Origin of the sequence: Bradyrhizobium barranii subsp. apii (genome assembly GCF_011516635.5) — a bacterium.
GTDB lineage: Bacteria > Pseudomonadota > Alphaproteobacteria > Rhizobiales > Xanthobacteraceae > Bradyrhizobium > Bradyrhizobium barranii.
Window position 1 is genome coordinate 8,099,700 of record NZ_CP096255.1, and the last position, 22,786, is coordinate 8,122,485.

The window sequence follows — 22,786 nt, forward strand, 5'->3', positions numbered from 1 at the left end:
TGCGAGCGCAGCGAAGCAATCCAGACTGCCACCGCGGAAAGATACTGGATTGCTTCGCTGCGCTCGCAATGACGAGCAGATAGAGAATCACCCAAACCGATACTTGTACCGGTCCACCGTCAGCGCACTCACATCGACCTCCGGCTTCTTGCCCGACAGCATGTCCGCGAGCACACGGCCGGAGCCGCAGGACATGGTCCAGCCGAGCGTGCCATGGCCGGTGTTGAGGTGGAGGTTGGCGTACTGCGTCGGGCCGATCACCGGCGGGCCGTCCGGTGTCATCGGACGCAGGCCGCTCCAGAACGTCGCCTTGGAGAGATCGCCGCCACGCGGGAACAGATCGGTCAGCGAATGATCGAGCGTGGCGCGGCGGGCGTCGTAGAGCTGGCTCGAATAGCCGGAGATCTCGGCAGTGCCGCCGACGCGGATGCGATTGCCGAGGCGGGTGATCGCGACCTTGTAGCTCTCGTCCATCACGGTCGATTCCGGCGCACCGGAGGCGTCCTTGATCGGCACCGTGATCGAATAGCCCTTCACCGGATAGACCGGCAATGAGATGCCGAGCGGCGCAACGAGCCGCGACGACCAGCTTCCGAGCGCGAGAACGTAGGCATCGGCCTGCAACGTGCCCGCACTGGTCACGACACCACTGACGCGCGCGCCGTCCGTGACGATGCGATCGATGCCGGTGTTGAACATGAAGCGCACACCGAGCGCTTCGGCATGCTTGGCCAGCGCCTGCGTGAACATGTGGCAGTCGCCGGTCTCGTCCTGCGGCAAGCGAAGCCCGCCGGCGAACTTCTCCTTCACGGCGGCGAGCGCCGGCTCGACCGCGATGCAACCCTCCCGGCTCAACACCTCGAAAGGAACGCCATACTGCTTGAGCACGGCGATGTCCTCACCGGTGCCATCGAGCTGCGCCTGGTGACGGAACAGCTGCAGCGTGCCCTGTGAACGCTCGTCATACTGGATGCCGATGTCGCGGCGCAGGTCGCGCAGGCAATCGCGGCTGTATTCCGCGATCGGGATCATCCGGCTCTTGTTGACCGCGTAACGCGCGCTGGTGCAGTTGCGCAGCATCTTGGACAGCCAGACCCACATCACAGGGTCGAGCTTCGGCCGGATCACCAGCGGGCCATGCTTCATCAGCAGCCATTTGATCGCCTTCACCGGCACCCCGGGGCCGGCCCAGGGCGACGAATAGCCGGGCGACACCTCGCCCGCGTTGGCGAAAGAGGTCTCCAGCGCCGGCTCGGGCTGACGGTCGACGACCGTCACCTCATGTCCGGCACGCGCAAGGTAGTAGGCAGAGGTGACACCGATGACACCGCTGCCGAGGATCAGAACTTTCACGCTTCGTCAAACTCCCGCGGCATCACGCTCGCCGCTGCAAGAACAAACTCCGCAACGGCGAGAGCAATTATCAGGCCACCCGCTTGATGGCGTCGCCGAGGATCGAGACCATATCGTCGATATGGCTCTTCTCGACGATGAGCGGGGGCGACAGCGCGAAGGAGTCGCCGCTCATGCGGAAGTACAGACCGCGATTGAAGCAATCGACCATGACGTCGTAACCACGCGCGCCGACCGCACCGTCACGCGGCGACAGCTCGACAGCGCCCATCAGGCCGCAATTGCGGATGTCGACGACGTTCGGCAGGCCCTTCAGCGAATGCAGCGCATCGCCCCAGTACCCGGCGATCGACGCGCCGCGCGTCAGCAGGCCCTCGTCCTTGTAGATGTCGAGCGTCGCGATGCCGGCGGCACAGGCGGTCGGATGCGCGGAATAGGTGTAGCCGTGGAACAGCTCCATCTGGTTCTCCGGGCCGACCATCAGGCCGTCGTGAACCTTGCGGCTCGCGAACACCGCGCCGCAGGGAATGGTGCCGTTGGTGATGCCCTTGGCCGTCGTCATCAGGTCCGGCGTGACGCCGAAGAAGTCGGCGGCGAACGGCGTGCCGAGGCGGCCGAAGCCGGTGATGACTTCGTCGAAGATGAGAAGAATGCCGTGCTTGTCGCAGATCTCGCGCAGGCGCTTGAGATAGCCCTTCGGCGGCGGCAGCACCGCGGTCGAGCCCGGCACCGGCTCGACGATGACGGCGGCGATCGTCTCGGCGCCATGCAGGCCGACCAGACGCTCGAGATCGTCGGCGAGCTCGGCGCCATGCTCAGGCTGATCCTTGGCGAAGGCGTTGCGGGTGAGATCGTGGGTGTGGCGGATGTGGTCGACGCCCGGAAGATGGGTGGCGAAGGCGCGGCGATTGGCGACCATGCCGCCGACCGACATGCCGCCGAAGCCGACGCCGTGATAGCCGCGCTCGCGGCCGATCAAACGGGTGCGGCTCGCCTGGCCGTTGGCGCGGTGATAGGCGAGCGCGATCTTCAGCGCAGTGTCGACCGACTCGGAGCCGGAGTTGGTGAAGAAGATGCGGTCGAGGCCCTTCGGCGCGATCTCGGCGAGACGCTCGGCGAAGTCGAATGCCAGCGGATGGCCCATCTGGAACGACGGCGCGAAGTCCAGCGTCATCAGCTGGCGCTCGACCGCTGCGGCGATCTGCTTGCGGCCGTGACCGGCATTGACGCACCAGAGGCCGGCGGAGCCGTCGATCACCTTGCGGCCGTCGACGGTGGTGTAGTGCATGCCCTCGGCCGAGGAGAACAGGCGCGGCGCCTTCTTGAACTGACGGTTGGCCGTGAACGGCATCCAGAACGAGTCGGTCTTGATAGTGTTCGGAATCTGATGAAGGGTCACGGGCCACGCTCCTTTGCTGACAGGATAGCAGAGGCACGGCTTCGGAAGCGCAACAAGTCCTTTTCTGGTCACCTGCAAGCCATTGATTTCACTGGGGCTGCCGGTCCATATTTGCGCGATCCGCATCACCTGCAACAGGGACCAGGGGCATGAGCGTCGACATCGGTGGACGGCTGCGATTCATCCGGGCGCACCACAAGCTGTCGCAGCGCGAGCTCGCCAAGCGCGCCGGGGTCACCAATTCGACGATCTCGCTGATCGAATCCAACCAGATGAACCCGTCGGTCGGCGCGCTCAAGCGCATCCTCGACGGCATCCCGATGGGGCTCGCCGAGTTCTTCGCGCTGGAGCCGGAGTCGCGGCGCAAGATCTTCTACCGCGCCGAGGAGCTGACCGAGGTCGGCAAGAAGCCGATCTCGTATCGCCAGATCGGCGACAATCTGTTCGGCCGCAGCCTGCAGATTTTGAAAGAGCGTTACGAGCCCGGCAGCGACACCGGGCGCGTTCACCTCGTCCATGACGGCGAGGAAGGTGGCATCGTGATCTCGGGCAAGCTCGAAGTCACCGTCGAAGACGAGCGCCGCATCCTCAATCCCGGCGATGCCTATTATTTCGAGAGCCGCAGACCGCATCGCTTCCGCTGCGTCGGCGGCAAGCCGTGCGAAGTGATCTCGGCCTGCACGCCGCCGACGTTTTGAGGCGCATCGACATTATCCGGAATCTTACGGAGTGCCCCGGTGTCTTACGGATCTTGAGGCATCTCAATTTCCGCGCGTCGATCCTCTATATGTTGCGAACCCAAGCCGAGAGACATTCCGGCGCCGCTTCATAACTGGGCTCGAAGATGAAGATCACGCTCGCCAATGCAGAGGCTGCGCTCGATGAAGTGCAGCGCGACACCGACAAGCTCCATTCGCAGGAGCTGCGCAAGGCTATTGCCGACTACATCGAGACGCAGCGAGAAGCGCTGAAGGCGCTCCGCAAGAAACTGCATTAGCAGGACGCGGCGGAACGAGAAGATCTCGTCCCGCCTTTTTGCCTCAACGCTGCGTCAACAACTCCTCGATCTTGATCGGAAAGCGGCGGACACGCACGCCGGTCGCATGCCACACCGCGTTGGCGACCGCGCCGGCGCTTCCGGTGATGCCGATCTCCCCGACGCCCTTGATGCCGAGCGCATTCACATGCGGATCGTGCTCCTCGACCGTGATCACGTCGAGCGGCGGCACGTCGGCATTCACCGGGATGTGGTACTCGCCGAGATTGGCATTCATGATCCGGCCGCTGCGGCGGTCGGTGATGGCTTCCTCATGCAGCGCGAAGGACATGCCCCAGATCATGCCGCCGAACAGCTGGCTCTTCACCAGATGCGGATTGACGATGCGCCCGGCCGCGAAAGCGCCGACCATGCGGGTGACACGGACCTGGCCGAGCTCGGGATCGACCTTCACCTCCGCGAACACCGCGCCGTGGGCATGCATGGCATACTCTTCCATCGCCGCAGGATTTGGCGCGCCGGTGCCGCGAGCCTCGACCTCGGCAACGCCAGCGCGCGCGAGGATCTCGACGTAGCTCTCGCCGCGGTTTTCGTCATCGCGACGGATCAACCGGCCCTCGCGTGCGATGACGCCGGCATTGCCGGCACCGAACAGCGGCGAGCGCTCGTCACTGGTGGCGAGATCGGCGAGCTTTGCGACCACGGCCGCACCGGCGCTGTGGATCGCGGCACCCGCGGTCGCGGTGTGCGCCGAGCCGGCGGCAATACCGGCGTCGGGCAAGTCTGATGAACCAGCCTTGAACTCGACGCGGTCGATATCGAGGCCGAGTTCATCGGCCGCAATCTGGGCGAGCGCCGTCCAGGCGCCCTGCCCCATGTCATGCGCGCCGATCTCCATCGCGCCGCTACCGTCGCGGCGGAGCACTGCGCGCGCTTCGGCCTGGAACATCAGCGCTGGGAAGGTCGCCGTGCCCATGCCCCAGCCGACCAGGAGACCTGCATCGTCGCGCATCTGCCGCGGCTGGAGCGAACGCTTCGCCCAGCCGAACCGCGCCGCGCCCTGCTCGTAGCAGGCACGCAGCGCCTTCGACGAGAACGGTTTTCCCGTGATCGGCTCGACCTCGGCGTAGTTCTTCAGGCGGAAGGCGAGTGGATCGATGCCGCAGGCCCAGGCCATTTCGTCGATCGCGCTTTCGAGCGCGATCGAGCCGGTGGCCTCGCCGGGCGCACGCATGAACAGCGGTGTACCGGTGTTGACGCGCACGGCGTCATGCGAGGTGCGGATTGACGGGCTGGCATAGAGTGTATGCGAGGCATCCGCGGCCGGCTCGTAGAAATCGTCAAACGTGCTCGACACGGTTCTGGCGTGATGATCGAGCGCGGTCAGGCGCCCTTCGCCGTCCGTGCCAATGCGCAGCCGCTGACGCGTCGGTGCACGGTGACCGACCGGGCCGTACATCTGCTCACGGCGCAGCACCAGCTTGACCGGCTTGCCGACCAGCTTTGCCGCCATGATGCCGAGGACCGGCGGACCAGCCATCAGCCCCTTCGAACCAAAGCCACCGCCGAGGAACGGGCTGCGGATGTGGATCTTGTCATGCGCGATGCCGAACAACTCTGCCACGCGCGCAAGCGACAGCATCAGCCCCTGCGTGGGCATGTCGATCTGCAAATTGTTGCCATCCCATGACGCGACGATCGCATGCGGCTCCATCGCGTTGTGATATTGCGGCGGCGTTTCGTAGATCGAGTCGATCTGCTTGTCGGCTGCGGCGAGACCTGCTTCGACATCGCCGCGGTGATTTTCCGTGGGGTTGCCGACGCCGACGACAGGCGGCACGTAACTCTCGCCGGCATCGAGACCGACCAGCGCAGGCAGCGTCTCGTAGCGCGGCGCCAGCAGCACCGCGCCTTCGGTCGCCGCCTCCAGCGTCTCGGCGATCACGACTGCGATGGGCTGGTTGGCGTAGCGGACCTCATTGCTCTGCAAGACCTCCATCCGGAACACGAACGGATTGGTCTTGATCTCCGGATCGATTGCGAGCTGCGGCTTGTGGTCTGGTGTCATGACGTCGACGACACCGGGATGGCGTTTTGCGGCGGCGACATCGAGCGAGGTGACGCGGCCACGCGCGATGCTGGCGACCGCCATCACGGCAAACAGCATGCCGGGCGGATGATTGTCGGCGGCGTAGGTCGCCTGCCCCTTGACCTTGAGGACGCCGTCACGGCGGGTCAGCGGCTGGCCGATGTTCGAGCCGTGGCGCAGATGGGCGGGAGAGCTGGATAGATTAAGCTCAGGCATGGATGGCTCCGGACGTCGAGGCAAAGGGAGAGGCCGGCAGCGCGGGAATACGCGCGGGCGTACCAGCGGCGGCAAGGGTCAGCGCACGCACGACGATGCGGCGTGCGAGCTCGATCTTGAAGGCGTTGTCGCCGGACGGTTTTGCGTCGGTGAGCGCGCGCCAGGCCGCTTCCTGGAAGGCATCTGCCGTGGGCGTAACGCCCTTGAGCACGTCTTCCGCGGCACGCGCGCGCCAGGGCTTTGCGGCGACGCCACCAAGCGCAAGCCGCGCCTCCGCGATCTTGCCGTTCTCGATCCGCAACGCCGCCGCGGCCGAGACCACGGCGAACGCGTAAGACGTGCGCTCGCGAACCTTGAGGTAGCGCGCATGCGTGGCGAAGCCGCGCGCCGCGGGCGGCAGGCGCACAGCGACGATGAGGTCGCCGGGCTCGAGCGCCGATTCACGCTCGGGCGTTTGGCCCGGCAGGCGATGCAGCGCGTCGAGCGCGATCTCGCGGCGGCCGTTCCTGCCCTCGATCTCGACGACGGCGTCGAGCGCAAGCAGGGGCACGCAGAAGTCCGACGGATGCGTGGCGATACAGCTCTCGCTCCAGCCGAGCACGGCATGGGTGCGGTTCTCGCCCTCGCGCGCGTCGCAGCCAGAGCCAGCCTCGCGCTTGTTGCAGCGGCTGGCGGTGTCGTAGAAATACGCGCAGCGCGTCCGTTGCAGCAGATTGCCGCCGACGGTCGCGGCATTGCGCAGTTGCGCGGACGCACCGGACAGCAGCGCTTCAGCGACGGCCGGGTAGGACTTTGCGAAGCTTGCGTCATGCGCGAGATCGGCGTTGCTCACCAGCGCGCCGATGCGCAACGATCCGTCAGCGAGGGTCTCGATCTGATCGAGCCCGTCGAGATGCGTGACGTCGACCAGACGGTCCGGCCGGCTGATGCCGCCCTTCATCAGATCGAGCAGATTGGTGCCGGCGGCGAGATAGGCAGCGCCCGGCTGAGCGGCCGCCGCAACGGCCTCGGCCACTGTGGCCGGCCTGATATAATCGAACGGTTTCATGCGGAGCGCCTCTGATTGGATTCGTCCGTGCCGGCCTGGGCTTCCAGCACGGCATCGACGATGCCGGCATAGGCGCCGCAGCGGCAGAGATTGCCGCTCATGCATTCGCGGATGCGCTCGGGATCGTTGCCGGCCTGCGCCTCTTGCATCATGCCGATCGCGCTCATGATCTGGCCGGGCGTGCAGAAGCCGCACTGGAATCCGTCATGGGCGATGAAGGCCGCCTGCACCGGATGAAGCTGGTCGCCGCGCGCGACGCCTTCGATGGTGAGGATGTCGGCGCCGTCATGGCTGATGGCGAGCGCGAGACAGGAGTTGATGCGCTTGCCGTCGACGAGAATGGTGCAGGCGCCGCACTGGCCGCGATCGCATCCCTTCTTGGTTCCGGTCAGATGGAGGCGCTCACGCAGGAGATCGAGCAGCGTGACGCGCGGATCGTCGAGGACGAAGTCGCGCCGCGCACCGTTCACGGTGAGGCTGATGGAGTGGTTCATACAAGGCTCCGATCAGATATGGACATGAGTCATCGGCCAGCGCGCCACCTCCGTGGCCGCTGTCGATATGCGTTGGCCAGGCGGAACCCGGCTAACATCTCAAGGAAGATACGGAGGCACCCTCCGCTTAACAAGGGTCGCCGAAAAATATTTGGAATTCGTCAAAAGCCCATGCGCAGACAACGCTGCAGGCCTGCAAGGGTTCATTGCGAGGGTTCAATCTAACCAATTCGTGATCTACATTACCGCCATGGACGACCAGACCGACCAGATTCGGAAGCCCCGCGCCGATGCCGTGCGCAATCGCGAGCGCGTGCTCGAGGCGGCGAAAATCGTGTTCAACGCGGGCGGTCCCGAGGCAAGCCTGGAAGCCGTCGCAAAACGCGCCGGGGTCGGCATCGGCACGCTCTATCGGCATTTTCCAACTCGCGAGGATTTGTTCGAGGCGGTGTACCGGCGCGAGGTCGAGCAGCTCAGCGAGCTTGCCGAGCAATTGAAGAATGCCAAGGATCCGGTCGACGCGCTGCGGCGCTGGCTGCGCTCCAACGTCGAATTCGTTGCCACAAAAAAGGGCATGTCGGCCGCGCTGGCGCTGACGTTCCAGAGCTCATCGGAACTCGCGGCGTTCTCGATGGACCGGCTCACCAAGGCGATCGGCTCGCTGCTCGACCGCGCAGTCGCGGCCGGCCAGATGCGCGGCGATGTCAGCCCGGAGGATCTGCTCAGGGCACTCGTCGGCATGTGTTACATGCACGACCAGCCCGGCTGGCAATCCTCGGTGCTGCGCATGCTCGACGTGTTCGTGGACGGGCTGCGGGTGCAGCCGGCCGGCAAGGCCAAGGCGCGTGCCGCCAAGCCTACGAAGCCGGCGGTGAAACGGAAGCGATAGCACGCCGTATTTCCCTGAGGTCGTGCTAGGATTGGCATCGCCGGGATTTCAACGCGGAGCCTGTCATGCGCATCGCCGCCTTGCTCGTCGCCCTTATGATTATCCTTGGTGCCGCTCCAGCATGCGCGGCCGACGTCTCGGCGGCACAGGGCGTCATCCGTGCCCAGGAGCAGGCTTTTGCGCGCGACGATGCGGCCGCGGCCTATTCCCACGCCGCGCCTGCGATCAGGGAAATTTTCCCCGCTCCTGATATCTTCATGTCCATGGTGCAAAACGGCTACGCGCCGGTCTACCGGCACAAGAGTTTTGAATTTGGCGAGAGCAGGAGCGAAGGCAACTGGATCTCCCAGCACGTCCACATCATCGATGCCAATGGCGAAGCCTGGGAGGCGCTGTACACGCTCGAGCAGCAGGCGGACGGCAGCTACAAGATCACCGGCTGCTCGCTGCTGAAGGTGGGGAGAGAGGTTTAGGTCGCAAAACCCGGTCCCGTCTTGACCGCGTTCATCCGCGAGCGGATCAGCAGCGTCAAGACGATGCCGACATTCAGGGCATTCCACGCCACGCCGTTCGCGAACGCCGCAGCGTAGGAGCCCGTCGCGTCGAAGATGACGCCCGACACCCAACCGCCGAAGGACATGCCGAACACCGAGGCGAAGATCACGATGCCGACGCGGGTTGCCGCCTCGCTCGCCGGCATCGCTTCGCGCACGATGATGGCGTAGCTCGGCACGATGCCGCCCTGAAACAGGCCGAACATCGCGGAGATCAGATAGAGCGAAGTCAGGCTGTCGAAAAACAGATAGAACACCAGCGCAAAGCCCTGCGCCAGCGATCCGACCAGCAGCGTGCGGATGCCGCCGATCTTGTCGGCAAGGTAGCCCGAGCCGATGCGGCTGACGATGCCGCAGGCCATCATCAGCGACAGCATCTCGGCGCCACGCGCCACGCCGTAACCGAGATCGCCGCAATAGGCGACGATGTGCACCTGCGGCATCGCCATGGCGACGCAGCAGGAGATGCTGGCGATCGAGAGCAGCACGGTCAGCGTGTTGGTCGAAAGCTTGAGATCGACCTGCGGCGGGCGCGCATTGGCGTGATTGCGGACCTTGTCGTCGCCCATCTGTGCGCGCAGGACCAGCACCAGGATCGTCATCAAAACCACGCAAACGAGGGCGATGCCGATATGCGTGGTGCGCCAGCCGATCGTCTGCATGCCCTCGCTGATGAGCGGCGGCCACATCGTGCCCGCGACGTAATTGCCGCTCGCGACGATGGTCACGGCAAGTCCGCGATAGCGCTCGAACCAGTGTGAGGCCTCCGCCATCAGAGGCGCGAAGGTCGCCGAGGTGCCAAGCCCGATCAGGAAATAGGCCGCGACGAACTGCCAGAGCTGGGTCGAGAGCCCCGCCAGCACGTTGGCAACGCCGATGAAAGCGATGCTGATCGCCATCGCCGGCACGATGCCGAACTTGTCGGTGATCTTGCCGGCGATCACGCCGCCGAGGCCGAAGCCGAACATCATCAGTGTGAAGGCCAGCGACACCGCAGCACGCGTGGCGGCGAACTCGGCCTGCACGACGGGAATCACCACGACGACCGCCCACATGCCGACGCCACCGACCGAACCGATCAGCAGCGCGAGCAACAGCCGCACCCAAGCCTGACGCGAATCAGGGGTGAATGAGGCCGGTCTCTGTCCTGGAAGATTTGGCGCGTGCACGGGCCGGACCATGTTCGCTGATCGCCGCGCGGTCAAGCAACGTGCCGCGATATTGGGCATGCGCGGTGCACTGCGGTAAGAAGATGCTTGGCGAAGCCGCGCTTTGCCATTAGTTTGCAATCTGCGTGTGCAACATTGCCGCGCGAGGAGCCTGTCGGCGGAATGCTGTTGCGATTGACGCGATCGATGCGGATCAGGGTGGGGCGGATCATCGCCCTCGCCTATCTGTTCTGCGTGCTCGCGCCGGCAGCAGCCCTTGCCTGGGGCAGCGGCCCGGCGCCGTGCCTCGACGACGCGCTCCTCGCCGATCTCGTGCCGGTGCATCACCAGATGCAGGCCGGCCACGTGCATGACGGTGTGTCGCATGACCACGCAGGCATGCACGCGCATCACCAGGCTGCCGCACAGGATGCGCCCGCCCAACATCACCATGACGGCAAGGCTGGCCCGTGCTGCGCGATGATGTGCGTGAGCGCGCTGCCGGCCGACCTGCCCGGCGTCGCCAAGCCGCTGCAGCCGATTTCCGCCTGCGCGCCCGAGATCGTGGTCAGCCTGCACAGCGCGGCGCCACCTCAGCACTACCGCCCTCCCATCGCCTGATCTGACGCGACGACGTCAGGACCGCACGCGCATCCGCGCGCGAACCTGTGGTCTCTACGACAGATCAGGGATGACTCATGCTTACGCTTTCCGGGGCGAAGTTCGCCGCCGCATCCGCAGCGCGTGGACGACACTTTCGATTCAATTGGCCGCTGCTGGCCGTGCTTGCGCTCGCGCTGTCCAGCTGCATGCCGGCAACTGTGCCCGTGGCCGGCGCAGATCCTGCCGATCCGGCTGCGAAGGTCGCGCGCGTCGGCTATCGCTCGACCATCGCGCCCTACACCACCCTGCGGCCCGCGACGCCGGGGCCATGGCGCGACCGCAACGACGCTGTCGCACCGCAGCCGAAGCAAGACCGGTAGGGGCGCGCCATGACGCACCATTTTGCGTGGGGCCTGCTCGTGCTCACTGCGCTGGGACTCTCCGGCTGCATGGCATTCTCGCCGGACGGAGGCATGACGACGGTCTCGGACCTCACCAGCCAGACCATCAACAAGGACGTCGCCTTCGTGCGAACGGCCGAAGGTGCGGAGGCCGTCAACGCGACCGTCCGCCGCTTGCTGACACGCACGCTGACCACCGAGACGGCAGTGCAGATCGCGCTGCTCAACAACAAGGGACTGCAAGCGGCCTATAACGAGCTGGCGCTGGCCGAGACCGAACTCGTCGAGCAGAGCCTGCCGCCCAATCCCGTGTTCTCGATCTCGCGGATCTCAGGCAATGGCGCCAGCGAGATTGAGCGCCAAGTGGTCGGCGACATCCTCGCGCTGGCCACGCTGCCGTTCCGCTCCGACATCGCCCGCGACCGTTTCCGTCAGGCGCAATTGCGCGCGGCGTTGGCGACGCTGCGGCTGGCCGCAGATGTCCGGCGCGCCTATGTCCGCGCAGTCGCCGGCAACGAAATGGTGGCGCTGCTCACCGACGCGAAGGCGACGGCGGAATCGACGGCACAGCTCGCGGTCAAACTCGGCGAGACCGGTTCGATCAACAAGCTCGACCAGGCCCGCGAGCAGGTGTTTTATGCCGAGACCACGGCCGACCTCGCCACCGCGCGGCAGGCGGCAACGAGCGCGCGCGAAAGGCTCGCGCGCCTGATGGGGCTGTGGGACGGCGGCCTCGACTTCCGTCTGCCCGATCAACTGCCGCCGCTGCCGCGCCGGCCGCAGGCACTGCCCTCGATCGAGGCCGATGCGGTGGCCCATCGCATCGATCTTCAGATCGCGCGGCTGGAGCTGACGGCGCTGGCAAAGTCACTCAACCTCACCGAGGCGACGCGCTTCGTCACGCTGCTCGACCTCGCCGGTATCTCCCGCCGCACCCAGGATCCCGAGGGCCCGCCGTTCCGCGAACGTGGTTTTGACGTGCCGTTCCAGATCCCGATCTTCGACGGCGGCGAGGTGCGGGTGCGGCAAGCGGCGGAGACCTACAATCTCGCCTTCAACCGCCTGACCGAGCGCGCCGTCAACGTTCGCTCCGAGGCGCGCGATGCTTATCGCGTCTATCGCTCCAGCTACGACATCGCCAGCCACTATCAGCGCGAGATCCTGCCGCTGCGCAAGATCATCACCGAGGAGATGCAGCTGCGCTTCTCCAGCATGCAGGTCGATATTTTCGCGCTGCTCTCCGAAGCGCGGCAGCGCCTGGCGTCGCTGCGCGGCGCGATCGATGCCAAGCAAAAATTCTTCCTCGCCCAGTCCGACCTCCAGACCGCCGTCAACGGCGGCGGCGCACCTGCGTCGGGCGGCGACACTTCAACCACCATCGCCGCGGCAGCGCCTGCCGATGGCGGTCACTGAGATGGAGGCAAACATGTTTTCCCGTCGAGGATTTTTGGGCACCGCCGCGCTTGCCAGCGCGTCAGCCGTCAGCGGCCGTGTGCAGGCCGCGTCCATTCCGGAAGCGCCGCACATGGACAAGGTGGTGATGCAGCCGCCGCTGCACCCGATCAGCGGACCCGACTATCGCCCCGTGGTGACGCTGAACGGCTGGTCGCTGCCGTTCCGCATGAACGGCGACTGGAAGGAATTCCATCTCGTCGCCGAACCCGTGGTGCGGGAATTCGCCGAGGGCATGAAAGTGAATCTGTGGGGCTATAACGGCCAGTCGCCGGGCCCGACCATTGAGGCGGTCGAAGGCGACAAGGTCCGCGTCTTCGTCACCAACAGACTGCCCGAATACACCACCGTGCACTGGCACGGCATGATCATTCCCAGCGGCATGGACGGTGTCGGCGGACTGACGCAGCCGCACATCCAGCCCGGCAAGACCTTCGTCTACGAATTCGAGATGAAGAAGAGCGGGACCTTCATGTACCACCCGCATTCCGACGAGATGGTGCAGATGGCGATGGGCATGATGGGCATGGTCGTCGTGCATCCGCGCGATCAAAGCTTCCGGCCCGTCGACCGCGACTTCGTCTTCGTGATGAGCACCTATCGCGTCGATCCCGGCACATACCTGCCGCAGGTCAACGAGATGACCGACTTCAACATGTGGACCTGGAATTCGCGGGTGTTTCCCGGCATCGATCCCTTGCCGGTCAGGCTCGGCGACAAGGTGCGCGTGCGCATCGGCAATCTCAGCATGACCAACCATCCGATTCATCTGCACGGCCACAGCTTTGCGGTGACCTGCACCGATGGCGGCTGGATTCCGGAGAGCGCGCAATATCCGGAGACGACCACCGATGTGCCGGTCGGCGCGGTGCGCGTGTTCGACGTTCTCGCAGACAATCCCGGCGACTGGGCGTTCCACTGCCACAAGTCGCACCACACCATGAACGCGATGGGGCACGAGGTGCGCAACCTGATCGGCGTGTCGCGCAAGGATCTCGCCAAGGCCGTCGGCAAGCTCGCACCTGACAGCATGGCGATGGGCTCGACCGGCATGGCGATGGGCAACATGGAGATGCCCGCGCCCGACAACACACTGCCGATGATGACCGGCACCGGTCAGTTCGGGCCGATCGAGATGGGCGGCATGTTCACGGTGATGAAGATCCGCGAGGACCTCGCGCGCGACGATTACCGCGATCCCGGCCACTACCAATTCCCGCAAGGCACCGTCGCCTACGAGGTCACGCCACCGCCCGCCGAGCCGGCGCGGCAGCAAGGCGCGCCGATGAAGAACATGAAGATGTGAGCGTTTCGATGAACCACCAACTGGAGAAAAAGATGAAGACAGCGATCAAACTCGGACTCGCGCTGGCTGCGCTTTCGATTGCGCCAGCCCTTGCCCACGACAAGCACGATCACGGGGCGTTTTCAGCCGGCGAGCCCGGCAATCCCAGGAAGCCCGCCCGCACCATCGAGATCCTGATGAACGAGATGGACTACACACCGGCCCGGATCGAGGTGAAGCGTGGCGAACAGGTCCGTTTCGTGCTGCGCAATGTCGGCAAGGAGGACCATGAATTCCTGCTCGCCACCACGAAGGAGAATCTCGCGCATGCCGTGGAGATGAAGAAGCATCCGCACATGGAGCACGACGACCCCAACGGCGTCAGGCTCGCACCGAACAAGACGGCCGAGATCCTCTGGAAGTTCAGCAAGGCCGGCACGTTCGAATTTTCCTGCCTGATTCCCGACCACCGCGACTACGGCATGGTCGGCCACGTCACCGTGAAGTAACAAGGAAGACTCCCATGAACCGCACCATCCGTATCGCCGCAGCGCTGGCGCTGACCGTCGGTCTTGCCGCCGAAGCCTTCGCGGCCCAGGGCGCCGCGATCAGCGGCGAGGTCAAGAAGATCGACGAGGGCGCCGGCAAGATCACGCTCAAGCACGGACCGGCGAAAAGCCTCGGCATGGATGAACCCATGACCATGGTCTACCGCGTCAAGGACCCCGCTTTGCTCAAGCAGGTGAAGGTCGGCGACAAGGTGACCTTCGAGGCCGAGGAGGCGGCTTCGGGGTACACGGTGACGACGATGCAGAAGGCGAAGTAGGGCTACGTCCTCCGCAGCTGATTTCGGCGCCAAACGCTTCCACAACGTCATGGCCGGGCTCGTCCCGGCCATCCACGGCTTCGGCCGCGCAGGCGGGACAAGCCCGGGCATGACGACTTCGTCCCTGCCAGGTGCCCGAAACACCCCGGTCTGACCTCCTGCCGCACCCTCCGTTAACCCTTTGCTAACCATACACCCGGCAAGAATTGCCGGGTGAGGTCGAGTGTCGTCAGCCGCGTAGAACGGGAGGTCCCCCGTGGACGCCAGTGCGGTGCCTCACTTTCGAAACGGTGGCCCTTCGGCCGCCGCGCAGACATTTGGGGCGCGCGGACGGCAGTCGCGCGGGGGAGCAGCTACCATGGTCGACGTCACCGCGGGACAGGGCGTAGGCAGCACGAACGCCGGCTTCCCGACCCTCACCGAGATCGGCAACATCCTCAAGCGCGGCGATATCGCGCTGGCGCTCGGCGTCCTCACCATCCTGGTGGTGCTGATCCTGCCGCTGCCCGCGATCGTGCTGGACCTGTTCCTGGCGATCTCGATCACGCTCTCGATCCTGATCCTGATGACGTCGCTGTTCATCCAGGCGCCACTGGAATTCTCCGCCTTCCCGACCGTCCTCTTGATCTCGACCATGCTGCGCCTGTCGCTGAACATGGCCTCGACCCGCCTGATCCTGTCGCACGGGCATGAGGGCACGGATGCCGCCGGTCACGTCATCGAAGCCTTCGGCAGCTTCGTGATGGGCGGCAATTTCGTCATCGGTATCATCGTCTTCGCCATCCTGATCATCGTCAACTTCGTCGTCATCACCAAGGGGTCGGGCCGTATCGCCGAAGTCGCCGCCCGCTTCCACCTCGACGCCATGCCCGGCAAGCAGATGGCGATCGACGCCGATCTCTCCGCCGGCCTGATCGACGAGAAGGTCGCCAAGCAGCGGCGCAAGGATCTGGAGGACGAGAGCGGCTTCTTCGGCGCCATGGACGGTGCCTCCAAATTCGTCCGCGGCGATGCCATCGCGGGCCTTTTGATCGTCTTCATCAACATCGTCGGCGGCATGATCATCGGTGTCGCGCAGCAAGGCCTCTCCTTCGCCGATGCCGGGCGCAGCTACACGCTGCTGACCGTCGGTGACGGCCTCGTCACCCAGGTGCCGGCGCTGATCGTTTCGACCGCGGCCGGCCTGCTCGTCTCCAAGGCCGGCGTGTCCGGCGCCGCCGACAAGGCGCTGATGAAACAGTTCTCCGGCTATCCGCAGGCGCTGGCGATGTCCGCGGCGGTCATGCTGGTGCTGGCGGCGCTGCCGGGTATCCCGACCATCCCCTTCCTGGCGCTCGGCGGCGGCGCCGGTGCGCTCGCCTGGCACGCCCGCAACCGCAACCGGGCGACTGCCAGGGCTGACGAAGTTGCAAAGACCGCACCCGCTCCGGGAACGCCGGGTTCACCTGGCGCCGCTGCGGCCGAAGAGCCGATCTCCGCCGCGCTCAAGATCGACGATCTCAAGATCGAGCTCGGCTATGCGCTACTGCCGCTCGTCAACGGCCCTGATGGCACCGACCGCCTCACTGAGCAGATCAAGGCGCTGCGCCGCTCGCTCGCGATCGAGATGGGCTTTGTGATGCCCGCCGTGCGCATCCTCGATAACGTCCAGCTCGAAGCCAACACCTACATCATCAAGATCAAGGAAGTGGACGCCGGCACCGGCAAGATCTGGCCGAACCAGTTCATGGTCATGGACCCCGGCGGCAGCCAGGTGCAGGTGCCCGGCATCCATACCACCGAGCCGACCTTCGGCCTGCCCGCAACCTGGGTCGATGCCAGCCTCAAGGAAGAAGCCTCGCTCAAGGGCTACACCGTCGTCGACGCCGCGACCGTGCTCTCGACCCACCTCACCGAGCTGCTCAAGGCCAACATGTCGGACCTGCTCTCCTACGGCGAGGTGCAGAAGCTGCTCAAGGAGCTGCCGAAGGAGCAGGGCGAACTGGTCAAGGACATCGTGCCGGGCCAGGTCACGGTCTCCGGCATCCAGCGCGTGCTGCAGCTGCTGCTCGCCGAGCGCATCTCGATCCGCGACCTCTCGACCATCCTGGAAGGCATCGCCGACTCGCTCGCCTTCTCGCGCAATCCCGCGACCATGGTCGAGCATGTCCGCGCCCGCCTCGCGCGGCAGATCTGCGCGCAGAACACCTCCTACAGCGGCTATCTGCCGCTGATCGCGCTGTCGGCGCGGTGGGAACAGGCCTTCGCCGAATCCATCATCGGCCAGGGCGAGGAACGCAGCCTCGCGATGCAGCCCTCGAAGCTGTCGGAATTCATGACCGGCGTGCGCGAGGCCTTCGAGCGCGCCGCGCGCGAAGGCGAGGCGCCGGTGCTGGTCACGTCTGCGGCAATTCGTCCCTTCGTACGCTCCCTCGTCGAGCGGTTCCGGGCCCAGACGACGGTGCTGTCGCAGGCTGAAATCCACCCCAGGGCGAGATTGAAAACGGTCGGAAGCATCTGATTTGCCTTAAGAAGCCGTATGTTTTTCGGCCACAGGCAAATGGTTTTTGAGCTCCTGGCGCCTTGTCGACCAAATGCAAACAAGGCGCCTCGCAAGCACATTACACCTTTGAAATAATTATATAATCGAACGATTGAGGGGTCGCTTTCGATCGCGATCTTTCACGTCCTGTCACGCTCTTGTGATCGCCCCTTGGGAACGAATCCCCCCAATACCAGGTTGTTGGGGACCGGAAGCATGAACCTCCCCCAACGGGTAGCGACTACTTCGGGTAGATGGCGGCAGGAGCCTTCCATGAACCACTCGATTTACAGCGCTGATCGCTTGACCCACTTGAAAATCGTGGTCGTAGCCCTCGTCGCCGGCATCGCGGTGGCAGGCTTCGGCATCACGGCGGCGCGCACGGGTTCGGACGAAGGCCTGACCCAGACCGCCCGCGTCATCAAGGCCGGCAAGCCGGTTGTTATCACCAGCTCGAACGCATCCCTCGTTCGATAAGGAGATTTGACGAGTTTTGTGAATTCACGCGGCTCTTTACCAGCCCCCCAAAGTCGCCACGTGGATATGTAGACGACCCCAACCCCAAGTCGACTACGGAAAGCGCCCGCCCCCCACGGGCGCTTTCTCATGTCTGGGGTACCTCGTCATTGCGAGCGTAGCGAAGCAATCCAGACTGTCGCCGCGGAAAGATTCTGGATTGCTTCGCTACGCTCGCAATGACGGAGCAATTGGCACAGCCGCGATCCTCCAACCAGCCCCGATCAAATTCTACCGCGCCCCATAAGTCGGCGGCGGCGCCTGGACCGTCGGTGCTGCCGCAGCGAAGAGCTCGGCCTTGCTACCGGTGAGCGGCGGGTAGATGCGCTTGCAGTTGATGGTCTGCTTGGTCGCCTTTGCGGCCGCGCCAGTGGTGCGAACCTCGCGATCCCACCCTTCGGTATAGAGCGCGCCCCAGCCTCCGAGGTCGAGCACGGTCACGTACCAGTCGATGCGCAGCGGCAGCATCGGCAGGCCCGCGAGATCAGCCACGACGTTGTGACCGGCGAAGCGGCCCATGGGACGGGCGAACTGGCAGGACATCACCGTCGGATGCAGTCCGTCGACCACGCTCGAGGCGACATCGCCGGCGGCGAACACGCCCGGCACATCGGCAACCCGCATGAAAGGATCGACCAGCAGGCGGCCGAGGCGATCGCGCGCGCCCGCGAAGCTCTCGGCCAGCCGGCTCGCGCGCATCCCGGCGCACCAGATCACGGTCTGCGCCGGGATGAATTCACCCGAGCTCAGGTGCATGCCGGCAGCCTCGACGGACACGACGCGCACGCCAAGCCGCGTCTCGACGTCGAGCGAGGCCAAAGCCGTCTCGATGACGGGACGCGCATGCGCGCCGATGGTGGCGCCGACCGCAGGGTTGGGATCGACCAGGACGATGCGGCGGCTGCCGGTGATGCCGGCGCGCGCCAGCCTGTCCGGCATCTCGGCCGCGACCTCGATGCCGGTGAATCCGGCGCCAACCACCACGACCGTCGAGCGCCCCGGCGAGGGCGCGCTGTGTCCGAGCGAGACGAGATGATTTTCGAGGATGAGCGCGGCGGCATAGGTATCGACATCGAAAGCATGCTCGGCAAGGCCGGGGATGGCGGGACGCATCACTTCGCTGCCGAGCGCCAGCACCAGGCGGTCGTAGCTCAGCGTCTCCTCGCCGCTGCTCGTGACAAGCGAAATCTCGCGCCGTGACGGGTCGATGGCTTCGACCTCGCCAATGCCATGAGTGACGCCGATCGGATCGAGCAGTTGCGGCAACGGCAGCGCGACCTCGCTGAGGTCGGCCTCGTAATTGCGCACCCGGATGTTGTGATAGGGATTGCGATCGACGACACGGATCTCGACGTCACGGCCGGCCGCGCCGATCTCGTCGCGCTTGCGCGCGGCGCCGATGGCCGCCCACAGACCCGCAAACCCCGCGCCGAGCACGACGATACGCGCCATGTCCGTATACTGCCTTGTCCAAGAATTCCGGCGAACTGCCCGCGCGGGCAGATATAACTCATTCGCCCGGATCGACCAACTGCGGCGGCGCCGCTCCGCTGCATAAGATCGCGGCTCAGGCCTCGCGCAGCTCCGACGGCGTCGCGCCAAAACGCTTGCGGAAGGCGCGGTTGAAATAGGACAGGTCGGAGAAGCCCGAGGAATGCGCGATGTCGCTGATCTTGCGCGCCCTCGCGCGGGGATCGCCGAGCAGCTTGCGCGCCAGCACCAGGCGCTGCTCCAGCACGAATTCGGTGAAGGTCGTGCCGGCCTGCTCGAACAAGCGTTGCGCCTGGCGCGCGCTGAGCCCTGAGCGCGTCGCGATCTCGGACAGACAGAGATCGTTGCGGCCGAGCGCGGCCATCACGTCGGCACGCATGAGATCGAGACGGGCCGCCGCATGTCCGCGACCGCGCGCAAGGCTTGCATGCTCCGCATCGGTGCCGAGCAGCAGGCCGACGAGATCGATCACGTGCTGCGCGGTCAGGCGCTGGCCGACGGCGTCGAGATGCGGCGCGTGATTGGCGGCGAGTGCGTGGTAGCGGAAGATCGTCTCGGCCACCGCGCCATCCGAGAGCACTTGCGACAGCTTGTCCTCGGCACGCGGATTGATGTCGAGCAGCGCGCGGCGCGGCATGCGGATGCTGGTGAAGCGATCTTCCTGGGTGTGGCCGACGGTGCCGGTGACGCCCATGTCGACGAGCACCATCTGCGCGGGCGCAAGCTCGACGGTGTGGCCGTTCTGCCCGACGCGGACGAGACCCGCATGCGCGGCGATCAGGACGAGATCGTCGCTGCCGTCGGCCAGATGGCTCTGCGTGCGCGAATATTGCGCGGAGGCACCTTCGGGAATGGCCAACGCGATATTGTCGACCACGCTGACCTGGAGCCGGCAATCGATGCTGTCGCCATGGCTCGGCCCGACGTCGAGGCCGCAGGGACCGAAGGCGCGCTCGCGCCAATGTTCGAAGGCCGGACCATGCGGAAGGCCCGCATATTGGTGGACGAAGATGCCCGGCGTCTTAGCTGCATCCATCTGACTTCTAGCCCCTTTTCCGGCGCCATGATGTGCGGCGCCGAGTGCAAATTCCGGGCATTTGACGCCGTGGATTGCGGGGAGGTTCAACGCGGGAGTGGATTCGGCGGGACTTGTCGGGTTGCGACGACTGGACGGACCTTGGCGACGATCGAGCGCCGTGTAGCCCGGGTTGCGCTGCGCTCCATCCGGGCTACGGCGCTACGACACCTACTTCTTCGCGGGCGCCTGCGGCTGAGACGGCGGCACGGTCTCGATCAGCTTGCCGGAAAACACCGGAGCCGAGGTCGGCTGGCCGTTGGGCGAGCCGCCGGCCTGCTCGACGGTGACGGCGTAGGTCGCACCGTTGACGACCTCGGGATCGAAGGAGCCGAGCACTGGGCGCGCGGTGAAATCGCCCGCGCCAATCACGCCGAGCGAGCGCGGACGCGGCAGCTTGTCGGAGATCAGCAGAGCTCGAAGCTCTTGCCGGCCTCTGGGGTCGCGCCGACCTTGCGCACGGTGAAATTCCGCGTCGCGCCGTCGACGGTGAGGATGAAGGCGGGACCGCCGCCCTGGCCCTGCAGCAGCGCGACATATTGCGCAGCAGCCGTGAGCGGCGCCGCCGGCGTCTTCACTTCCACCGTCTGGATGCGCGGCGCCGGACGCAAGCTGCCCGGCAGCGCATCGGGCTGGAAGATCTGAAGCGACAGCGTCACCAGCAGTGCCGCCGCAAGCGCGCCCACGGCGGAGGCGATGGTGCGCCAGCGTTTCACGCGGCTCTCGAGCCGGATCACGTTGCTGTTGTCGGCGACCGGCGCCGGCGGCGCGCGCGCGACGTCAGGATCGGGCGCATGGACCTGCGGCATGAATATCGGCGCGATGTCGGGAAGCGCATCGGGTGCCGGCCGCACCGTCCCGGGCTGCTCTGCTTCGGAAGGCTGCAGCTCCGGTTGCGGCGCGACGTCCGGTGCCAGCTCGGGCGGTGCAGCTTCGATCGAGGAGAATTCCGGCACAGGTGGCGGCGGCGGCGAAGCTTCCGGCGCAGGCGTCTCCTGCGCAAAGTCCGTCCGCGCAAGCTCGGACCGGATGTTCTCCCACACGATCGGACGCGGCTCGACCGAGCCGACCATCTGGTTGAGGACGCCGAGCCGGTAAGCCCAGGCCTGCACGACATCGGCGAACGCCTTGTCCACGGCCATCATGGTCTCGACCTGCGCGCGCTCACTGGCGTCGAGCGTACCGAGCGCATATTCCGCGGCGAGCGCGATATGGTCCTCCGTGTAGGCCATCACTTGCAGTCCAGAACCACCCTCACAATGCGAGCCATCATAGTCCGAGGCACTCGCGGATATCCAACATGCTGCGCCGGAGCCACGTCTTCACCGTGTTGACGGGCGCGGCGAATTTTTCCGCCAATTGCTCGCGGCTCCAGCCGTTATAATAGGCGAGAAGCACGAGCCTCTGACGATCCGGCTCGAGCCGGCCGATGCATTCCAGGAGCCGCTTCAACTCCTCGGTCATCTCCCTCCGCGCCAGCGGATCGGGGCTGTCGGCAGCGACTTCCATCGCCTGCGGCTCTTCCTCGATGGAGACTTCCGTCTTCTTGCGCACGATGTCGATGGCGCGGTTGCGCGCGATCGATGCCATCCATGTGATCGGCGACGACAAGGCCGGATTGAACTGGCCGGCACCGTTCCAGATCTTGACGTAGGTCTCCTGAATGACCTCCTCTGCGAGATCCTGTCGGCGCAAGATACGGAGCACGACGCCATAGAGTTTCGCGCGCGTGGCGACGTAGAGGCGCTCGAACGCGGCCTGATCGCCCCTGGCGACCTCCCCAATCAGCCCGACCAGCTCTGCTGGCGTCAGCATTCAGCCCCCCACGCACGGCCTGTCGCGTTCCGCGCGGGCCCTGGCACTCCGCTACCATAGCGCGCGGCAAAGCCCATCACCAAGGGGCGGCGCGCCACACTGTGGATAGCAAACGCGAAACCCGGACCTTGCGGGTCCGGGTTCGACGAATTCTCGGCTGTTGGACCGCTGGCTGCGCCGTCAGGCCACGGCGCCGATGCGGGCGCGCATCAGGCCGATGCTGTCGAGGTCGGCCTGCTCGCGGGCGTTTTCTTCGGCGCGCTCGCGGGCCTGGTCACGCTCGTCGAGGAGCTCGACCTTCTTCAGTTCCTCGAAGGCTTCGGCCAGCGCGGCCTTGGCTTCGTCGAGCTGGCCCTTCAGTTCGTCGGCCGAGCGGGTCAGGTTCTCGCGGCGCTGAATCGCGGCCTTGGCATAGGTCGGATAAGCGAAGTGCGAGGGATCGTTGATCCCGGCACGCTCCTGCTCGGTCGTGATCTCGCGTTCAAGATCGGTCGACATCCGCTGGAAGTCGGCGATCATGGTCTCGATCTGAGTGACCCGGCGGCGCTTCTCGTCGACCTGAAATTTCTTCAGGCAGATGAGGGTATCACGTGACTTCATCGACTCATACTCCC

The 22,786-nt window shown here is 65.5% G+C and carries 22 protein-coding genes and 1 pseudogene; 12 read left to right on the forward strand and 11 right to left on the reverse strand.

Annotated elements, in window-relative coordinates; genetic code table 11:
- Positions 1-87: 87 nt before the first annotated feature.
- Both HAP41_RS38835 and aptA read right to left on the reverse strand, forming a co-directional pair.
- A complete protein-coding gene (locus HAP41_RS38835; protein WP_166082132.1) occupies positions 88-1,353 on the reverse strand; it encodes a D-amino acid dehydrogenase in 1,266 nt (421 codons plus the stop codon).
- A 70-nt stretch (positions 1,354-1,423) separates the two neighbouring features.
- Complete coding sequence (aptA, locus tag HAP41_RS38840; protein ID WP_166082131.1) at positions 1,424-2,752, reverse strand: omega-aminotransferase AptA; 1,329 nt, start codon at positions 2,750-2,752, stop codon at positions 1,424-1,426.
- Between the two features lie 149 nt (positions 2,753-2,901).
- Between aptA and HAP41_RS38845 the strand changes: the two genes are divergently transcribed.
- Both HAP41_RS38845 and HAP41_RS38850 read left to right on the forward strand, forming a co-directional pair.
- The gene (locus HAP41_RS38845) at positions 2,902-3,450 is read left to right on the forward strand and encodes a cupin domain-containing protein (protein ID WP_014497670.1); all 549 of its coding nucleotides are present in this window, start codon (positions 2,902-2,904) and stop codon (positions 3,448-3,450) included.
- 146 nt (positions 3,451-3,596) lie between these two features.
- Positions 3,597-3,749 (forward strand): hypothetical protein, encoded by a 153-nt coding sequence (locus HAP41_RS38850; RefSeq protein WP_166082130.1) that lies wholly within the window; start codon positions 3,597-3,599, stop codon positions 3,747-3,749.
- Between the two features lie 43 nt (positions 3,750-3,792).
- Here HAP41_RS38850 and HAP41_RS38855 read toward each other — a convergent pair whose 3' ends face one another.
- Genes HAP41_RS38855 through HAP41_RS38865 form a run of 3 tightly spaced genes read right to left on the reverse strand, consistent with a single transcriptional unit; the run spans position 3,793 to position 7,596 of the window.
- On the reverse strand, positions 3,793-6,054 hold the full coding sequence (locus tag HAP41_RS38855; protein ID WP_166082129.1) for a xanthine dehydrogenase family protein molybdopterin-binding subunit: 2,262 nt from the start codon (positions 6,052-6,054) through the stop codon (positions 3,793-3,795).
- On the reverse strand, positions 6,047-7,102 hold the full coding sequence (locus HAP41_RS38860; protein ID WP_166082128.1) for an FAD binding domain-containing protein: 1,056 nt from the start codon (positions 7,100-7,102) through the stop codon (positions 6,047-6,049). The genes HAP41_RS38855 and HAP41_RS38860 overlap by 8 nt, the downstream gene beginning before the upstream one ends.
- A complete protein-coding gene (locus HAP41_RS38865) occupies positions 7,099-7,596 on the reverse strand; it encodes a (2Fe-2S)-binding protein (RefSeq protein WP_041955025.1) in 498 nt (165 codons plus the stop codon). Before HAP41_RS38865 ends, HAP41_RS38860 begins: the two co-directional genes overlap by 4 nt.
- A 250-nt stretch (positions 7,597-7,846) precedes the next feature.
- On the opposite strand from HAP41_RS38865, the gene HAP41_RS38870 reads away from it, so the two are divergent.
- Together HAP41_RS38870 and HAP41_RS38875 are read left to right on the forward strand one after the other, a co-directional pair.
- Positions 7,847-8,485, forward strand: coding sequence for a TetR/AcrR family transcriptional regulator (locus tag HAP41_RS38870; protein ID WP_175618283.1), 639 nt, complete (start codon positions 7,847-7,849; stop codon positions 8,483-8,485).
- Between the two features lie 65 nt (positions 8,486-8,550).
- Complete coding sequence (locus HAP41_RS38875) at positions 8,551-8,958, forward strand: DUF4864 domain-containing protein (protein WP_166082126.1); 408 nt, start codon at positions 8,551-8,553, stop codon at positions 8,956-8,958.
- Here the strand turns inward: HAP41_RS38875 and HAP41_RS38880 are convergent.
- On the reverse strand, positions 8,955-10,220 hold the full coding sequence (locus HAP41_RS38880; RefSeq protein WP_166082125.1) for an MFS transporter: 1,266 nt from the start codon (positions 10,218-10,220) through the stop codon (positions 8,955-8,957). The genes HAP41_RS38875 and HAP41_RS38880 overlap by 4 nt on opposite strands.
- 150 nt (positions 10,221-10,370) lie before the next feature.
- Here HAP41_RS38880 and HAP41_RS38885 point away from each other — a divergent pair, with 150 nt between their 5' ends.
- The 8 genes from HAP41_RS38885 to HAP41_RS38920 all read left to right on the forward strand — a co-directional run bounded on the left by HAP41_RS38885 (position 10,371) and on the right by HAP41_RS38920 (position 17,752).
- Positions 10,371-10,808: a hypothetical protein gene (locus HAP41_RS38885; protein WP_166082124.1), complete on the forward strand. Its 438-nt coding sequence runs from the start codon at positions 10,371-10,373 to the stop codon at positions 10,806-10,808.
- A 77-nt stretch (positions 10,809-10,885) separates the two neighbouring features.
- Complete coding sequence (locus HAP41_RS38890; protein WP_166082123.1) at positions 10,886-11,170, forward strand: hypothetical protein; 285 nt, start codon at positions 10,886-10,888, stop codon at positions 11,168-11,170.
- Positions 11,171-11,179: 9 nt separating this feature from the next.
- Positions 11,180-12,604 (forward strand): TolC family protein, encoded by a 1,425-nt coding sequence (locus tag HAP41_RS38895; RefSeq protein WP_166082122.1) that lies wholly within the window; start codon positions 11,180-11,182, stop codon positions 12,602-12,604.
- Between the two features lie 13 nt (positions 12,605-12,617).
- Positions 12,618-13,949 (forward strand): copper oxidase, encoded by a 1,332-nt coding sequence (locus tag HAP41_RS38900; RefSeq protein ID WP_166082121.1) that lies wholly within the window; start codon positions 12,618-12,620, stop codon positions 13,947-13,949.
- 32 nt (positions 13,950-13,981) lie between these two features.
- Positions 13,982-14,437, forward strand: coding sequence for a cupredoxin domain-containing protein (locus HAP41_RS38905; protein ID WP_166082120.1), 456 nt, complete (start codon positions 13,982-13,984; stop codon positions 14,435-14,437).
- Between the two features lie 14 nt (positions 14,438-14,451).
- The gene (locus HAP41_RS38910; protein ID WP_028158911.1) at positions 14,452-14,754 is read left to right on the forward strand and encodes a copper-binding protein; all 303 of its coding nucleotides are present in this window, start codon (positions 14,452-14,454) and stop codon (positions 14,752-14,754) included.
- A gap of 358 nt (positions 14,755-15,112) precedes the next feature.
- Entirely contained in the window at positions 15,113-17,254 is a 2,142-nt protein-coding gene (gene flhA, locus HAP41_RS38915; RefSeq protein WP_071916417.1) for a flagellar biosynthesis protein FlhA, read from the forward strand.
- Positions 17,255-17,548: 294 nt separating this feature from the next.
- On the forward strand, positions 17,549-17,752 hold the full coding sequence (locus tag HAP41_RS38920; RefSeq protein ID WP_166082119.1) for a hypothetical protein: 204 nt from the start codon (positions 17,549-17,551) through the stop codon (positions 17,750-17,752).
- A 270-nt stretch (positions 17,753-18,022) separates the two neighbouring features.
- Here HAP41_RS38920 and HAP41_RS38925 read toward each other — a convergent pair whose 3' ends face one another.
- From HAP41_RS38925 to fliJ, 5 genes and pseudogenes are all read right to left on the reverse strand, one after another.
- Positions 18,023-19,243 carry an NAD(P)/FAD-dependent oxidoreductase gene (locus HAP41_RS38925; protein WP_166082118.1) on the reverse strand — a complete coding sequence of 407 codons (1,221 nt, stop codon included), beginning with the start codon at positions 19,241-19,243 and terminating at the stop codon, positions 18,023-18,025.
- 115 nt (positions 19,244-19,358) lie between these two features.
- Positions 19,359-20,318 (reverse strand): helix-turn-helix transcriptional regulator, encoded by a 960-nt coding sequence (locus HAP41_RS38930; RefSeq protein WP_166082117.1) that lies wholly within the window; start codon positions 20,316-20,318, stop codon positions 19,359-19,361.
- Between the two features lie 210 nt (positions 20,319-20,528).
- Positions 20,529-21,589: pseudogene (locus HAP41_RS38935) on the reverse strand (anti-sigma factor).
- A 37-nt stretch (positions 21,590-21,626) separates the two neighbouring features.
- Positions 21,627-22,172: a sigma-70 family RNA polymerase sigma factor gene (locus tag HAP41_RS38940; protein ID WP_041955015.1), complete on the reverse strand. Its 546-nt coding sequence runs from the start codon at positions 22,170-22,172 to the stop codon at positions 21,627-21,629.
- Positions 22,173-22,352: 180 nt separating this feature from the next.
- Entirely contained in the window at positions 22,353-22,772 is a 420-nt protein-coding gene (gene fliJ, locus HAP41_RS38945) for a flagellar export protein FliJ (protein ID WP_166082093.1), read from the reverse strand.
- Positions 22,773-22,786: the final 14 nt, after the last annotated feature.

Coding starts and splice junctions, on each gene's coding strand:
- HAP41_RS38875 (WP_166082126.1), top strand. CDS start 8,551: ATGCGCATCGCCGCCTTGCTCGTCGCCCTTATGATTATCCTTGGTGCC.
- HAP41_RS38855 (WP_166082129.1), bottom strand. CDS start 6,054: ATGCCTGAGCTTAATCTATCCAGCTCTCCCGCCCATCTGCGCCACGGC.
- HAP41_RS38910 (WP_028158911.1), top strand. CDS start 14,452: ATGAACCGCACCATCCGTATCGCCGCAGCGCTGGCGCTGACCGTCGGT.
- HAP41_RS38870 (WP_175618283.1), top strand. CDS start 7,847: ATGGACGACCAGACCGACCAGATTCGGAAGCCCCGCGCCGATGCCGTG.
- HAP41_RS38930 (WP_166082117.1), bottom strand. CDS start 20,318: ATGGATGCAGCTAAGACGCCGGGCATCTTCGTCCACCAATATGCGGGC.
- HAP41_RS38920 (WP_166082119.1), top strand. CDS start 17,549: ATGAACCACTCGATTTACAGCGCTGATCGCTTGACCCACTTGAAAATC.
- HAP41_RS38895 (WP_166082122.1), top strand. CDS start 11,180: ATGACGCACCATTTTGCGTGGGGCCTGCTCGTGCTCACTGCGCTGGGA.
- HAP41_RS38925 (WP_166082118.1), bottom strand. CDS start 19,243: ATGGCGCGTATCGTCGTGCTCGGCGCGGGGTTTGCGGGTCTGTGGGCG.
- HAP41_RS38860 (WP_166082128.1), bottom strand. CDS start 7,102: ATGAAACCGTTCGATTATATCAGGCCGGCCACAGTGGCCGAGGCCGTT.
- HAP41_RS38880 (WP_166082125.1), bottom strand. CDS start 10,220: ATGGTCCGGCCCGTGCACGCGCCAAATCTTCCAGGACAGAGACCGGCC.
- HAP41_RS38850 (WP_166082130.1), top strand. CDS start 3,597: ATGAAGATCACGCTCGCCAATGCAGAGGCTGCGCTCGATGAAGTGCAG.
- fliJ (WP_166082093.1), bottom strand. CDS start 22,772: ATGAAGTCACGTGATACCCTCATCTGCCTGAAGAAATTTCAGGTCGAC.
- HAP41_RS38885 (WP_166082124.1), top strand. CDS start 10,371: ATGCTGTTGCGATTGACGCGATCGATGCGGATCAGGGTGGGGCGGATC.
- HAP41_RS38940 (WP_041955015.1), bottom strand. CDS start 22,172: ATGCTGACGCCAGCAGAGCTGGTCGGGCTGATTGGGGAGGTCGCCAGG.
- HAP41_RS38890 (WP_166082123.1), top strand. CDS start 10,886: ATGCTTACGCTTTCCGGGGCGAAGTTCGCCGCCGCATCCGCAGCGCGT.
- flhA (WP_071916417.1), top strand. CDS start 15,113: ATGGTCGACGTCACCGCGGGACAGGGCGTAGGCAGCACGAACGCCGGC.
- HAP41_RS38845 (WP_014497670.1), top strand. CDS start 2,902: ATGAGCGTCGACATCGGTGGACGGCTGCGATTCATCCGGGCGCACCAC.
- HAP41_RS38865 (WP_041955025.1), bottom strand. CDS start 7,596: ATGAACCACTCCATCAGCCTCACCGTGAACGGTGCGCGGCGCGACTTC.
- HAP41_RS38900 (WP_166082121.1), top strand. CDS start 12,618: ATGTTTTCCCGTCGAGGATTTTTGGGCACCGCCGCGCTTGCCAGCGCG.
- HAP41_RS38905 (WP_166082120.1), top strand. CDS start 13,982: ATGAAGACAGCGATCAAACTCGGACTCGCGCTGGCTGCGCTTTCGATT.